This window comes from Pseudomonas sp. HLG18 (assembly GCF_051903985.1).
Taxonomy (GTDB): Bacteria; Pseudomonadota; Gammaproteobacteria; order Pseudomonadales; family Pseudomonadaceae; genus Aquipseudomonas; species Aquipseudomonas fluorescens_BT.
This window is the reverse complement of the sequence record NZ_CP195831.1, coordinates 5,909,238-5,922,516: the sequence shown is the minus strand read 5'-3', so window position 1 is coordinate 5,922,516 and position 13,279 is coordinate 5,909,238. Positions and strand designations below refer to the sequence as shown.

The 13,279-nt window shown below is 62.1% G+C and carries 11 protein-coding genes and 1 pseudogene; 7 read left to right on the top strand and 5 right to left on the bottom strand.

The window, feature by feature from the left end:
- Window positions 1–7 precede the first annotated feature (7 nt).
- Window positions 8–904 (bottom strand): PA4780 family RIO1-like protein kinase, encoded by an 897-nt coding sequence (locus ACSPX5_RS27115; RefSeq protein WP_192563381.1) that lies wholly within the window; start codon window positions 902–904, stop codon window positions 8–10.
- Between the two features lie 444 nt (window positions 905–1,348).
- Between ACSPX5_RS27115 and ACSPX5_RS27110 the strand changes: the two are divergent.
- Together ACSPX5_RS27110 and ACSPX5_RS27105 are read left to right on the top strand one after the other, a co-directional pair.
- Window positions 1,349–2,437, top strand: a pseudogene (locus ACSPX5_RS27110) (cache domain-containing protein); the annotation flags it as partial.
- A gap of 90 nt (window positions 2,438–2,527) precedes the next feature.
- Window positions 2,528–3,295 carry a methyl-accepting chemotaxis protein gene (locus tag ACSPX5_RS27105; protein ID WP_371850984.1) on the top strand — a complete coding sequence of 256 codons (768 nt, stop codon included), beginning with the start codon at window positions 2,528–2,530 and terminating at the stop codon, window positions 3,293–3,295.
- Window positions 3,296–3,511: 216 nt separating this feature from the next.
- On the opposite strand, the gene ACSPX5_RS27100 is transcribed toward ACSPX5_RS27105, so the two are convergent.
- A complete protein-coding gene (locus ACSPX5_RS27100; protein WP_169428711.1) occupies window positions 3,512–4,789 on the bottom strand; it encodes an acetyl-CoA C-acetyltransferase in 1,278 nt (425 codons plus the stop codon).
- 177 nt (window positions 4,790–4,966) lie between these two features.
- Here ACSPX5_RS27100 and ACSPX5_RS27095 point away from each other — a divergent pair, with 177 nt between their 5' ends.
- The 4 genes from ACSPX5_RS27095 (at window position 4,967) to ACSPX5_RS27080 (ending at window position 10,978) form a co-directional block, all read left to right on the top strand.
- On the top strand, window positions 4,967–6,319 hold the full coding sequence (locus ACSPX5_RS27095; protein WP_439820600.1) for a 3-oxoacyl-ACP reductase: 1,353 nt from the start codon (window positions 4,967–4,969) through the stop codon (window positions 6,317–6,319).
- Between the two features lie 2 nt (window positions 6,320–6,321).
- Window positions 6,322–7,176 (top strand): MaoC family dehydratase, encoded by an 855-nt coding sequence (locus ACSPX5_RS27090; RefSeq protein ID WP_439820599.1) that lies wholly within the window; start codon window positions 6,322–6,324, stop codon window positions 7,174–7,176.
- Between the two features lie 348 nt (window positions 7,177–7,524).
- Complete coding sequence (locus tag ACSPX5_RS27085) at window positions 7,525–9,174, top strand: collagen-like triple helix repeat-containing protein (protein WP_439820598.1); 1,650 nt, start codon at window positions 7,525–7,527, stop codon at window positions 9,172–9,174.
- A gap of 133 nt (window positions 9,175–9,307) precedes the next feature.
- Window positions 9,308–10,978: a ShlB/FhaC/HecB family hemolysin secretion/activation protein gene (locus ACSPX5_RS27080; protein WP_207865691.1), complete on the top strand. Its 1,671-nt coding sequence runs from the start codon at window positions 9,308–9,310 to the stop codon at window positions 10,976–10,978.
- Here the strand turns inward: ACSPX5_RS27080 and ACSPX5_RS27075 are convergent.
- The 3 genes from ACSPX5_RS27075 to ACSPX5_RS27065 form a co-directional block, all read right to left on the bottom strand.
- Window positions 10,969–11,391, bottom strand: a complete 423-nt coding sequence (locus ACSPX5_RS27075; RefSeq protein ID WP_169428706.1) for a response regulator — start codon at window positions 11,389–11,391, stop codon at window positions 10,969–10,971. The two genes, ACSPX5_RS27080 and ACSPX5_RS27075, sit on opposite strands and share 10 nt — an antisense overlap.
- Before the next feature lie 63 nt (window positions 11,392–11,454).
- On the bottom strand, window positions 11,455–11,667 hold the full coding sequence (locus tag ACSPX5_RS27070) for a Flp family type IVb pilin (protein ID WP_207865689.1): 213 nt from the start codon (window positions 11,665–11,667) through the stop codon (window positions 11,455–11,457).
- Between the two features lie 117 nt (window positions 11,668–11,784).
- Window positions 11,785–11,994 (bottom strand): Flp family type IVb pilin, encoded by a 210-nt coding sequence (locus ACSPX5_RS27065; RefSeq protein ID WP_169428704.1) that lies wholly within the window; start codon window positions 11,992–11,994, stop codon window positions 11,785–11,787.
- A gap of 331 nt (window positions 11,995–12,325) precedes the next feature.
- Here ACSPX5_RS27065 and cpaB point away from each other — a divergent pair, with 331 nt between their 5' ends.
- Window positions 12,326–13,267, top strand: a complete 942-nt coding sequence (cpaB, locus tag ACSPX5_RS27060) for a Flp pilus assembly protein CpaB (protein WP_439820597.1) — start codon at window positions 12,326–12,328, stop codon at window positions 13,265–13,267.
- Window positions 13,268–13,279 lie beyond the last annotated feature (12 nt).

Genomic DNA, 13,279 nt, shown 5'->3' with positions numbered 1-13,279 from the left:
CAGATGCTCACTGCATCCAGGGTGGCGGAGGCGGTTCGTCAGACTTGCCCTTGGGCTCGTCGTCCGCCGCGCGGATGGCTTGCTTGCGCTCCTCATCCAGACGCGCCGCTTCGATCTCGCGCAGTACCCCGCCGACATCGGCCAGGTCCTCGGGATCGTCGAACTCACCGGTCAGCACGCTGGCCGGGTGCAACGTCCCAGCTTCGTACAACGCCCACATTTCCTTGGCGTATTTGGTTTTCTTCAACTCCGGGGCAAAGCGACCGAAGTACGACGCCATGTTGCCCACGTCACGCTCCAGCATGCTGAACGCGTGATTGTTGCCGGCGGCGTCCACCGCTTGCGGCAGGTCGATGATGACCGGGCCGGTCGGCGTCAGCAGCACGTTGAACTCCGAGAGGTCACCGTGCACCAGACCGGTACACAACATCAGCACGATCTGCGAAATCAGGAACGCGTGGTATTCGCGGGCCTGATCCGGTTCCAGCACCACGTCGTTCAGACGTGGCGCGGCATCGCCATATTCGTCGGCCACCAACTCCATCAGCAGCACGCCTTCAAGGAAGTCGTACGGCTTGGGCACTCGCACCCCGGCACTGGCCAGGCGGAACAGCGCCGCGACTTCGGCGTTCTGCCAGGCATCTTCGGCTTCCTTGCGCCCGAACTTGGACCCCTTGGCCATCGCCCGGGCCTGTCGGCTGTTGCGAACCTTGCGGCCTTCCTGATACTCGGCCGCCTGGCGGAAACTGCGTTTGTTCGCCTCCTTGTAGACCTTTGCGCAACGTAACTGATTGCCGCAGCGCACCACATAAACAGCTGCTTCTTTGCCACTCATGAGTGGACGCAGCACTTCGTCGACCAGACCGTCCTCGATCAGGGGTTCAATGCGTTTTGGAGTCTTCATCAGCTTTTATTGTGGGTCCTTTATTACCAAACACGCGAATGTCACTCGTTATACGGCAATCCTCGCATCACGGGGAGGGGTTGCCGACCTGTGAACCTGTGGATGCACACACTGTGCCGGATCAAATACGTCAATCCATCGCCCTTGTATCGACCGCTGCGAATCATAGCCGAGCCCACCGAACTTGTTGTCGCAAGGACTTGAGGGCATTTGCGACAGAATCTGACATCCCGCCGCACACAGCTCGTAAGAATTTTCTCTTCCGGCCTCAATTTCCCTCTCGTGCGGCCGAATTCCTCTGTGACAGAGGAATTTGTCCGACAATCGTTCCCAAAAAAATGTCGATGTCGCATCCAAGGAAACGGGTGAGAAATAGGTTTTTCGGCTGCCAATAACCGCGAGTCATCTGCACTGCGTGGGCCTACAAGAAAATCTGGAGCGCGGATGAACATCAAACAGAAGTTGACCTGGGCGTTTGCAATCATCGCCTGCTTGCCCGTGGTGCTGGTCGCCACGCTGGTGGTACTGAACCTGCGCAGCGATGCCCGAGACGATTTTGTCGACAGCAGCGGGCGCGAGATCCGTCAGGTCAGCAATGCCATGCAGCTTTTTTTCGACGGCATCAGCCAGAACGTCGATTACCTGGCGGCGCAACCATTGGTCAAAAACGCCGACGGCAGCGTGCGCAGCCGCATGAGCGCCAACGCTTCCGACACCTCGGATGGCGAGATCGACAAACAACTGTTTGCACTGTTCGAGGGGCTGGCCAAAGCTCACCCTGCCTACTCCTACGTTTCTTATGGATTGAACAGCGGCGGCTATGCCTTCTGGCCGGGCGATCCGAAGATGGCCAACTACGACCCGCGCACCCGCCCGTGGTACAAGACCGCCATGGCCAACCCGGGCAAGACCCTGCGCACCGAAGCCTATTACTGGGCCGGCGATGACGCGGTACTGGTCAGCACCGTGCGCGCGGTCGCCAACCAGTTGGGCGCCCAGGGTGGCGTGGTCAACATTGACGTGTCGCTCAAGCAACTGACCGAGATCGTCAAACAGATCAAGCTCGGTGAAAGCGGTTACCTGATGCTGATGGAAAACACCGGCACGGTGCTGGTCGATCCGAAGCAACCGGAGCACAACTTCAAGCGACTCGACAGCCTCGGCGACGGCTACGCGCAACTGGCCAAGGCCGGCAAAGGCCTGGTTGACATCGAGCTCAACGGCGAGCGCTACATGGCCAATGTCTGGCCATCGGAGCAACTGGGCTGGACCTTCATCGGCCTGATCAAACAGAACGAAGTGATGAGCTCGGCGACCCGCCTGACCTGGCTGATCGCAATCATAGCCGCGGTGCTGGCGGTGTTCTTCGCCGTGGTCGGCGCCAGTTTCGCCAGCCTGATCGTGCGGCCGATCCGCAGCGTGGCCAATGGTCTGGAAGGCATCGCCCAGGGCGAAGGCGACCTGACCAAGAACCTCGACATCCGTGGCAGCGACGAAACCGCGCAACTGGCCAACTGGTTCAACCAGTTCCTCACCGCGATTCGCAGCCTGATCCAGCACATCGGCGGCGCGGCCGGGAAAATCCTTGCCACTTCGCAGAGCTCGACCCGGGTCTCCGGCGACATGGCTGAAGCCGCCGGCCGTCAGCGCGAAGCGGTGGACATGGTGTCGACTGCGTTTCACGAAATGGTCGCCACCGCCAACGAAGTCGCCCGCTCGTGCAGCCAGGCGGCGGAGTCGGCCGACAGCGGTCAGCGCCAGGCCCGCGAAGGTCAGCAACAGATCGATGCGGCGGTGCACAGCGTCGATCAACTGAGCCAGGAGCTGGAACAGTCGGCACAGTCGATGCAGCAACTGGAGCGTGACAGCAATGACATCCAGTCGATCCTCGGCACCATTCGTTCCATTGCCGAACAGACCAACCTGCTGGCGCTCAACGCCGCCATCGAGGCGGCGCGGGCCGGTGAGCAGGGGCGTGGTTTTGCGGTGGTGGCCGACGAGGTTCGCGCACTGGCCAAACGCACGGCGGATTCGACGGCGGAAATCGACGGCCTGCTGGGCAACCTCGCCAAACGCACCAGCGCGGTGACCCAGCAGATGCGGGCCAGCCTTGATGTGTCACAGCAATCGGTGGCACGCATTGGCGAGGCGCGGGAAAGCTTTGGGCAGATTCGGGAATCGGTGGATGTGATTCGTGACATGAACACGCAGATCGCGACGGCGGCGGAAGAGCAGCATCAGGTGGCCGAGGACATCAATCGGCACATCAGCCAGATTCATGGTGATGCGCAACTGGTGGCCGAGCTGGCCAATTCGGCGCGGCTGGATTCGCAGAGTCTGGCGGGTTTGTCGAATGAACTGGATGGGTTGGTGCGCAGGTTCCGGACTTGAGATTGGCGGGCATCCTGAAAAGCGCCCTCACCCCAGCCCTCTCCCGGGGGGAGAGGGAGCCGAATCGGGGATGCTTTAGAAATCCGCCGACATGAAAGAACGTTGTTGAATCCATAATCGACACCGATCTTTCAGGTCGATGTATAACGCCAGACACCTCGGTCAGTCCCCTCTCCCTCCGGGAGAGGGTTAGGGTGAGGGCAAGCTTTTGCTCTTCTAGCGCTCGATGATCGCCGTCACACCCTGCCCCCCCGCCGCACAAATCGAAATCAACCCCCGCCCCTGCCCCGCCGCATCCAGCAACTTCGCCAGATTCGCCACGATCCGCCCGCCCGTCGCGGCAAACGGATGCCCCGCCGCCAGCGAGCTGCCCTTGACGTTCAAGCGGCTGCGGTCAATCGAGCCCAACGGCGCATCCAGCCCCAGTCGGGTCTTGCAGTACTCCGGATCCTCCCAGGCCTTCAACGTGCACAACACCTGCGCGGCAAATGCTTCGTGGATTTCGTAGTAGTCGAAGTCCTGCAAGGTCAGCCCATTGCGCGCCAGCAAACGCGGCACCGCATACACCGGCGCCATCAACAGCCCTTCGGCGCCGTTGACGAAATCCACCGCCGCCGCTTCGCCGTCCCGCAAGTAAGCGAGAATCGGCAGGCCACGTTCTTTCGCCCACGCCTCACTGCCCAGCAACACCACCGATGCGCCATCGGTCAGTGGCGTGGAGTTGCCGGCGGTCAGCGTGCCCTTGGCGCTTTTCTCGAAGGCCGGCTTCAGGGTAGCGAGTTTTTCCAGGGTCAGGTCCGGGCGCAGGTTGTTGTCGCGGGTCAGGCCGAGGAATGGGGTCATCAGGTCGTTGTGCCAGCCTTCGCTGTAGGACGCGGCGAGTTTGTGGTGGCTTTCGAGTGCCAGTTGATCCTGTTCTTCGCGAGGAATATTCCAGGTCTGCGCCATCAGCTCGCAGTGCTGGCCCATCGACAGGCCGGTGCGCGGTTCGCCGTTGCGCGGGAATTCGGGGATCAGGTGTTTCGGACGCAATTGCAGGAAAGTCTTGAGCTTGTCGCCAGTGGTTTTCGCGCGGTTGGCTTGCAGAAGAATCTTGCGCAGGCCCTCGCTGACGCTGATCGGCGCGTCCGACGTGGTGTCGACGCCGCCGGCAATGCCGCAATCGATCTGGCCGAGGGCGATCTTGTTCGCCACCAGCAACGCCGCCTCCAGGCCGGTGCCGCACGCCTGCTGTATGTCATAGGCCGGCGTGGCCGGCGACAGGCGCGAGCCGAGCACGCATTCGCGGGTCAGGTTCATATCCCGTGACAATTTCAGCACCGCCCCCGCGACCACTTCGCCCATGCGCTGGCCGTGCAGATTGTAGCGTTCGATCAGACCTTCGAGGGCGGCGGTGAGCATCACCTGATTGCTCGCGGTGGCGTATGGGCCGTTGGAACGGGCGAACGGAATACGGTTGCCACCTATGATCGCGACGCGGCGCAGCTGACTCATGAAAAACTCCTTGTGAAATATCCAGTCTGAAAATCGGGCACTGAAAACCCTGCCGGGCCCCAAAAACACCGGGGGCAAACTACTCTGCTGTTCTAGCGTAGGCCTTATTGCGTGGATCGAACGATTGATTGCCCTTCGCAGTCCACACTTTGAACCCCATCTTCTGGAGAGCGTTCCATGTCTGACCGCTATATCGACTTCGCCAACTCGTCCATCGGCCATCGTCTGGTCGGGGCCCTGGGCCTGCCGTCGCCGGTGCGGCTGGAACGCTGGCAGGCCGGGCGCCTGCGGCCGGTGGACGGTGCGCTGCTGATCGGCGGCGGGCCGCTGGCCGAACGGGTCAGCACATTCGCCAATCGCCTGACTGACTCGATTTACCGTTACGGCGACCAGCCGGCAACTGCCACCCAATGGATTCCCGGCCATGGCCCGAAACTCAAGGCCGTGGTGTTCGATGCCAGCGATTTGCAGCACACCGACCAGCTAAAGCAGCTGCGCGAGTTCTTCCAGCCGCTGATGAAGAACCTCGACAGCAGCGCGCATCTGGTAATCCTCGGCCGCGCCCCGGAAACCCTGCGCGAACCGTTTGCCGCCAGTGCCCAGCGAGCGCTCGAAGGTTTCTCTCGCTCGCTGGCCAAGGAGTTGCGCAGCGGCGGCACGCTGCAACTGATCTACGTCGGCGAAGGTGCCGAGGATCAGCTCGAAGGGCCGCTGCGGTTTTTCCTTTCGCCGAAAAGTGCGTTCGTCTCCGGGCAGGTGATCAGGCTGACAGCCTGCGCTACCCAGGTCACCGACTGGACGCGCCCATTGGCCGGGCGCAAGGCGCTGGTCACTGGCGCGGCGCGGGGCATCGGTGCCTCCATCGCCGAAACCCTTGCGCGGGACGGCGCCGAGGTGATTCTGCTCGACGTGCCGCCCGCGAAAACCGATCTGGAAGCCCTGGCCGCCCGACTCGGCGGGCGCGCCATCACCCTCGATATCTGCGCCGAAGACGCCGCCGCGCAGCTGATCGAACAGTTGCCGGACGGCCTCGACATTCTGGTGCACAACGCCGGCATCACCCGCGACAAGACCCTGGCCAACTTGACGCCCGAGTTCTGGGACGCGGTGCTGGCGGTCAATCTCAACGCCCCGCAAGTACTGACCAAGGCCCTGCTCGACAGCGGCACCCTGCGCGACAACGCACGCGTGATTTTGCTGGCCTCGATCAGCGGCATCGCCGGCAATCGCGGGCAGACCAATTATGCGGCGAGCAAGGCCGGATTGATCGGCCTCGCCCAAGCCTGGGCGCCGACGCTGCTGGAGCGCGGCATCAGCATCAACGCCGTGGCGCCGGGATTCATCGAGACCCAGATGACAGCGCACATTCCGTTCGGCCTGCGTGAAGCCGGCCGGCGCATGAGTTCGCTGGGCCAGGGCGGCCTGCCGCAAGACGTCGCCGAAGCCGTGGCCTGGCTGGCACAACCGGGCACCGGCGCGTTCACCGGGCAGGCGCTGCGGGTCTGTGGACAAAGTGTTCTGGGGGCTTAGGCATGAGCATCGAATGGCATACGTTGCACCAGGAACCGAGCCTGCCAGGACTGTATGTCCGGGCGGCGACCCGGCGCAAAATCACCGGCACCACCTTGCCCGACAGCGGCTTGCGCTGCGCCGTCGAGGTAGATGGCAAACGTCTGGCGGCCTACCGCAAGGTCTGCGGTTTTGCCGATGACGGCCTGCTGCCGCCAACTTATCCACACGTCCTGGCGTTTGCGTTGCAGATGCAATTGCTCACGGCCAAAGACTTTCCATTCCCGCTGCTGGGGCTGATTCATCTGAGCAACCGTATTCGCGTACTGCGGCCGATGGGCGGGATCGGTCGGGCGCAGGTCAGCGTTCGGGTCCACAACCTGCAACCGCATCCGAAAGGCGCGACGTTCGAGCTGCTGACCACCCTCGACGATCAGCTTGGCCCACTCTGGGAGGCCGAAAGCCAGATGCTCTGCCGAGGCGTGAGGCTGGAGGGCGAAGCGCTCGAACAGACGTGGGAACCCACGCTGCCACTGATGCAGGTGGCGCAGTGGAAAGCCCCGGCGGACATTGGCCGGCAGTACGCCAAAGTCTCCGGCGACTACAACCCGATCCACCTGAGTGCCGCCAGTGCCAGGCTGTTCGGCTTCCCCACCGCCATCGCCCACGGTTTGTGGAACAAGGCCCGTACGCTGGCTGCACTGGCAGATCATCTGCCACGGGCCAACCTGGAAATTGCTGTGTACTTTCGCAAGCCGGTGCGCCTGCCAAGCGAAGTATCGCTGTTCGCCAGCACTGCGGGATCCAGCGGTGAATTACGCCTGATCGGTGCCGGGGATCTGGAACATATGGTCGGCCACTGGCAACCGATTGCCTGAGTCGACCCACCGCGCCAGTCGCTACCCCGCTCCTGGCGGGGTGCGATCCGCCCCGCGAAACATGTTTAATTGTGTGTATATAACTTAAGTTTTTTCCCCCGCCATCCACTTCCTTGCCAAACACCCGGGCTTGATTCTCAAGGCTTTTTTTGCGCGCTTATATCCTCGGCATTAGTCGCTAAGCTGCAGATTCACCCCTCTATATAAAGGCATTAATACCAACTCGAGAATGGCATGAATCCAACCTTGCGATTGATATGAGCACAACGGGCGAAGGCATTGCCGACAACAGAATCGGTGAGCCATCGAAGACAACGAACGTTGTGACAGGTGCAAGGGATTACCCTCATGAAAACTCAAGTGTGGTGCAAATCGGCAACAGCGCTGGCATTGATTCTCTCTCTTGGACTGGCAGGCTGCAGCAGCGGCGGTGGCGGTCATCACAGCAGTTCCGGCAGTTCTTCACCGGACAGCTCCACCGCAGGCACTGGCGGAACAGGCGGAACATCAGGCACCGGGACCGGCACTGCCGGCACTGATAACGGAACGGGAACGGGAACGGGAACGGGAACAGGAACAGGAACAGGTACCGGAACTGGAACTGGAACCGGGGCGGGCAATGGCGGCACTGCGGGCACCGGTGGCACCGGCGGGACCGGCACAACGAATCCGACCAATCCCACGGACCCGACCAACCCGACGAATCCAACCGATCCGACCAATCCCACCAACCCGAGTACTCCTTCACCCCTGGTCACCTCAACCCTGGTGCAAGACGTTGGCAACACCGTCGCAGGCGTCGGCAGCGGCGTCGGCCAGGTCGGTGACTCGCTCAGTGGCGTACCTGTGGTCGGCGGGGTTGTGCAAAGCGCTGCCAAAACCGCCGGCAACGTCGTGACCACACTGGGTGACGGCGTAGCCAACGGAATCGGCAAACTGGGTACGACCGATAATGGCCTGGGCGTGACAGCGTCGGCCGTCGGCGGCGTGGTGCAGGATGTCGGCAACGGTGTGTCCGACCTGAGCGGCCAACTGGCGAATGCCACAGGCAGCGTTCCGGTAGTCGGCGGCGTGGTCACCAAGGTCGCGCCGCTGCTCGGTGGTGTCGGTGAAAAAGTCACCATGATCGGCGACACCCTCAGCACAGCGACCACCACCGGCCCCCTCGGTTCGCTGACCAAAAACGTCGGCAACAACCTGGTGCCGGTGATCGCCATGGTCGAAAGCACCACCGACAGAATCGGCAGCACCACGGGCCTGGGTGTGCCGTTGAACGGGATCGTTCAGAAAGTCGGCAGCACCGTCAACGGCGTGGGCAACAACGTCACCGCGGCCGGCAATGGCAATGCCTTGACCAACACCGTCGGCGGTGCACTGAGCAACGTCGGCACCACGGTTGGCAAGGTCGGCGGTGTAGTCGACAACGGCACCGGATCGGGAACCGGCGCCGGTAGCGGCCTGGGCAACAATGGCCTGCTGCAGACTGTCGGCGGCGCGGTGGCCAATGTCGGCACCGGGCTGACGGCCGGCAACGGCGCACTCAGCGCACCCGGCGGCGTACTCGCATCGACTGGCAACACCGTGGCGTCGCTCAACACCGTGCTCGGCGGTTCGGGCACACCGATCACCGCACCCACCACACCACTGGCAACCCTGGGCAACAACGTCGGCAGCGGGATCGCTCCCGTCACTACCGCCGTCACCGGTCTGACCCAGAACGTCGGCAGTACCACCGGGCTCGGCGCTCCGGTCGCCAGCGTCACCAGTCAGGTGGGCGGCGCGGTCGGCAATCTGGGCAGTACCCTTGCGAGCACCAACAGTAACCCGGTCGTGACCGCTGTCGGCAACACCGTCACCACCGTGGGCAACACCGTCACCGCCGTCGGCGGACTGGTCAACGGCGGCACTGCGACCGGCGGCACTGGCACAGGCGTGGGCGCAGGCCTGGGCGGTGTTCTCGGTGGCCTGACCGGCGCCCTGGGCGGCAACAAACCCTGAATTGCACCTGGCCGATTCGACGGCCTAACCTACAGCGCCTACGCTTGGTTGAGGGCGGAAGATTCCCACGAGTCTTCCGCTTTTTTCTCAGGAAAACCCTGCCTGGTGCTGCGGTTTGAACATGGAGTGTCCTATGCGCGTAATGGCATCCCTGCTGTTCCTCAGTCTCAGTTCCTCTGCCCTCGCCGACACCCTGCCCAGCTTTCTCAACAGCAATGAAACCATTCGCAATTTGCCGGTGCCGAATCTGCCGGCCGATGCTTACCGGCCGAACGCTGCGCCGCTGCAAGTCCCGGAGCCCGGTGCCGCAGCGACCGAACCGCTGAAGATGGGCACGAAGATCAAACTGAAAACCGTGCAGATCGAAGGGGGCACGCTCTACCCGCTCAACGAACTGGCGGAAGTCTTCAAACCCCTGATCGGTCACGAACCCAGCCTTGCCGATCTGATCGAAGCCACCCGCACCATCACCCGGCGCTACCAGAGCGACGGCTACCTGTTGTCCTATGCCTTCTTGCCGCAACAGACTTTCGAGGGCGGAGTGGCGCGGGTCGTGCTGGTAGAAGGCTACGTGCGGGACGTTGAGGTTCAGGGCGATATCGGCCGGGTCAAAGGCCTGATCGATAGACTGGCAGCGAAAATCCAGGCTGAACGCCCGCTGACCCGCAAGACCTTCGAACGCTATACCACGCTGATGACCCGCATCCCTGGCGTCACGCTCCAGGCCCAGGTGCCGCCACCCGGCACCACCGACGGCGCGACCACGCTGCTCGCCCAGGCCAGCCGCAAACCGTTCACCAGCACCCTGAGTACCACCGAAGACAACCGCAACGGTACTCAGGCCTTGTTGGGCGTAAGCAGCAACTCCCAGACGTCGATGGGCGAACAATTGACCCTCAGCGGATTGTTTCCGCCCGGGAAGGACCACGAGCATTACTACCGTCTGGACTACAGCCAGTTCCTCGATGACGAAGGCACGCAACTGAGCCTGTCGGCTTCACGCTATCGCGCCGACCCCGGCACCAACGTGCTGCTGAACAACGGCCTGGAACTCAAGCCCCACCGTGAGAACGACCGTTACTCGATCGGTTTCAGCCTGCCGCTGATTGCCGCCTCGAATGAACTGCTGACGGCCGGAGCCCGTCTGTACGCGGTCAATGACAAGACCCGCTACAACGTCATCGGCTACCCGCTGAGCGTTGAAGAACGCACCGATGTCCGCGCCCTCGCCTTCGAAAGCGACTGGCGCAAGGCCGACGCCCGGCAACTGCGGATTCTCAGCGGTGGTGTGTATCAGGGGCTGGACAGCATGGGGGCGCACACCAACAACAGCGCCATCGATCTCAACTTCCTGCGCCTGCGGCTTTCCGGGGTGCAGAGCGACAAGTTCTTCGACAACTGGCAAGGCGTGCTTTCGGGTGCACTGTACTGGAGCGACGACACCCTGCCCGACAGCGAGCGCGCGGTGTTCGGCGGGCAGAATTTCGGCCGCGGCTACCCGGACGATCAGGCATCCGGCGACAAGGGCTGGGGCGTGGCCTACGAGATCAACTACAGTTTCAACCGCGACGGCAACTGGGTGCGCATCCTGCAGCCCTATGTCGTGCTCGACCGCTCCCGCAGCTGGTTCAATCAATTGCCGGTGCAGGCCAACAGCTTGTCCTCGGCGGCCGTGGGTCTGAGGTTCGGCGATGCCAAGTACTACAACATCGCTCTGGAAGCGGCCAAACCGATGTCGGATGAAGCGCTGGACACGTTCAATCGCCGGCCACGCTACAGCGTCAGTTTCAGTTATCAGCTGTAGTCGGCCGGCTTCGCATTCACCCAGGGCTTGGGAAACAGGTTGTCGAGGGTTTCCAGCAACCGCACGTGATAGATCGGCTTGCGAAACAGGTCCAGCACCTGCAACCGCAGCATGTCGCTGACATCCTCCATGTCCGCATGCCCCGAGGTCACGATCACCGGCAAGTGCTGGCGCGAAGTGTGTTCGCGCAGCCGCTTGATCAGCGACATGCCGCTCTCCTCCGGCATGCGCAGGTCGGTGATCACCAGGGCGATATCGGGATGACGGGTCAGATGATGCAGGGCGAGTTTCACCGACGTCGCGGTATGACAGACGAAGCCCTCGCCCTCCAGCAACTCCGCCAACTCCAGCAACGCGTCCTCTTCATCGTCAACCAGAAGCAACTGTTGGCGGGGCAGCGAGGAAGCAGTCATGGGTCAATCCCTGAAAAACTGAAGGTGGAATCGAGTGTAGTGCGAGATTCGCCACCCATCGAGTCAGGGTAACTGCGTCGGCGCAGTCTGTGCCGTGCCACCCAAGGCCACGAGGATGTTGTTGAAGATCGCCAGCACCTTGGCGCCTACCGGCGTCACGAACACCACCACCACAATGGCGACCATTGCCACCACAATTGCATACTCGATGGCCGACGCAGCTTCGGTGCTTGCCAGGAACGAGCGGGCACGCAACATCAGGTATTCGAAGAACATGGACATTCTCCTTCATGCCCGGGGTCTTCCGGGCACCGGAAAGCCAATGATCAGGGTAATGCCTGCGCGCTTTCTCTCAGCGCCAGACAGGCATCGACAGAGGGAAGGGAAATTCGGTCAAGGTATGCCGGGTTTGGTCGGGGCCGTGCCACCCAGCGAGGTCAGTATCGCGCTGAAAATGTTGAAGACCTTGGTGCCCATTGGCGTCACGAACACCACGACCACCACCGCTACCATCGCCACCACGATCGCGTACTCGATAGCCGAAGCCCCTTCGTCACTTTTGAAAAACAGTCGTGCCCTGGCCAGCAGATAATCGAGAATCATACGTCCACTCCTTTGCGCTCCTGGCGCCGATGTCGCTACAGCGGCAAAGCTTCCACCGTGCCATCTGAGCATTGTCAACAAAGCCCCCGTCAACAACTGTAAGAACGGATTAATCACAAAGGATTAATTGCATCGTCGCTTCCCTCATTTCGACTGCTAATTGGCCAACCCCCATACTTTCGTAGGTTATTTGCCCGCCAGTAATGGCGTTTTGGCTTGTTTCAGCTAGCGTGGAAATAGCGAAATAGTTGGATGTTCATAGCTGCCTGATTGCGATGTTCCCTTGGTAGGAAGTGCGGGCTGGTAGTGCAGCAGGAAAGGGAGAGCCGTCATGAACAGTCGTGTCACCATGGGCCTTGCCGCCGTGCTTCTGCTGGGGGCCATCATTGTCGGCTACTGGGGCCTGGTGCTCAGCCGGCAACCGGCGCCGGTTGCCGAGGCACCTGCGCCAGCGGTGGTCACCGTCGAAAAAACCGTCGCCGCCGCTGAAGACCAGACCCGCCAATCCGTCGTGGTGCTGGTGCGCGATATCCCTCCATTCACGCCCCTCACTGCTGCCGACCTGGCCGTTGAAAAACTGCGCAGTGCACCTGCCGGCAGCCTCGGCACAATCGAACAGGCCGTGGGTCGCACACCGTGGCGCCATCTGAGTGCCGGAACCTGGCTCAACGATGAAAGCTTCGAGGCCGGCGGAACGCTGGCGCGCATGATCCACAAAGATGAACGCGCACTGGCAGTGTCGGTCGATGAAGTCATTGGCGCGGCCGGACAATTGATTCCTGGTGATTACGTCGATGTGCTGTTGTTCCTGCGCCAGGACGCCAGCAACCCGCAGCAGTCGGCGCAGATTGTGGTGCCGGCCATGCGCGTGCTGGGTGTCGGCGAGCAATACGGCCTGACCAATGATGGGCAACCGTCTGCTCCCGCGTTGAGTGCCGACGACAAGCTCAAACAGGATCAGCGCCGGCTCACGGCGCGCACGGTGGTGCTGGCAGTGCCGGAACAACTGCTGAGCCGGATGATGCTCGCCACCCAGGTCGGCACCTTGCGCCTGGCTGTGCGCAGCAGTGAAGAACAGCGCCTGGCCAAATACTGGGCCGGCGAAAATCAGGCTCCGGACAAACTGGTCGCCGCCAACAGCCAACTCTTCCAGTTCACCCAGCTTGCGCTGGGCGCTGCGCCGAAAGTCCCGTCCGCCGGCGAGCACAGCGGCGCAGCGCGGCCTGCGGTGGAAGTGATTCGCGGTAATCAGATCACCCAACAGAATCCATGACTGAGCAAGGAT

Excerpts from the sequence above, each read along its gene's own strand:
- ACSPX5_RS27115 (WP_192563381.1), bottom strand. The coding sequence starts at position 904 with ATGAAGACTCCAAAACGCATTGAACCCCTGATCGAGGACGGTCTGGTC.
- ACSPX5_RS27105 (WP_371850984.1), top strand. The coding sequence starts at position 2,528 with ATGGCTGAAGCCGCCGGCCGTCAGCGCGAAGCGGTGGACATGGTGTCG.
- ACSPX5_RS27100 (WP_169428711.1), bottom strand. The coding sequence starts at position 4,789 with ATGAGTCAGCTGCGCCGCGTCGCGATCATAGGTGGCAACCGTATTCCG.
- ACSPX5_RS27095 (WP_439820600.1), top strand. The coding sequence starts at position 4,967 with ATGTCTGACCGCTATATCGACTTCGCCAACTCGTCCATCGGCCATCGT.
- ACSPX5_RS27090 (WP_439820599.1), top strand. The coding sequence starts at position 6,322 with ATGAGCATCGAATGGCATACGTTGCACCAGGAACCGAGCCTGCCAGGA.
- ACSPX5_RS27085 (WP_439820598.1), top strand. The coding sequence starts at position 7,525 with ATGAAAACTCAAGTGTGGTGCAAATCGGCAACAGCGCTGGCATTGATT.
- ACSPX5_RS27080 (WP_207865691.1), top strand. The coding sequence starts at position 9,308 with ATGCGCGTAATGGCATCCCTGCTGTTCCTCAGTCTCAGTTCCTCTGCC.
- ACSPX5_RS27075 (WP_169428706.1), bottom strand. The coding sequence starts at position 11,391 with ATGACTGCTTCCTCGCTGCCCCGCCAACAGTTGCTTCTGGTTGACGAT.
- ACSPX5_RS27070 (WP_207865689.1), bottom strand. The coding sequence starts at position 11,667 with ATGTTCTTCGAATACCTGATGTTGCGTGCCCGCTCGTTCCTGGCAAGC.
- ACSPX5_RS27065 (WP_169428704.1), bottom strand. The coding sequence starts at position 11,994 with ATGATTCTCGATTATCTGCTGGCCAGGGCACGACTGTTTTTCAAAAGT.
- cpaB (WP_439820597.1), top strand. The coding sequence starts at position 12,326 with ATGAACAGTCGTGTCACCATGGGCCTTGCCGCCGTGCTTCTGCTGGGG.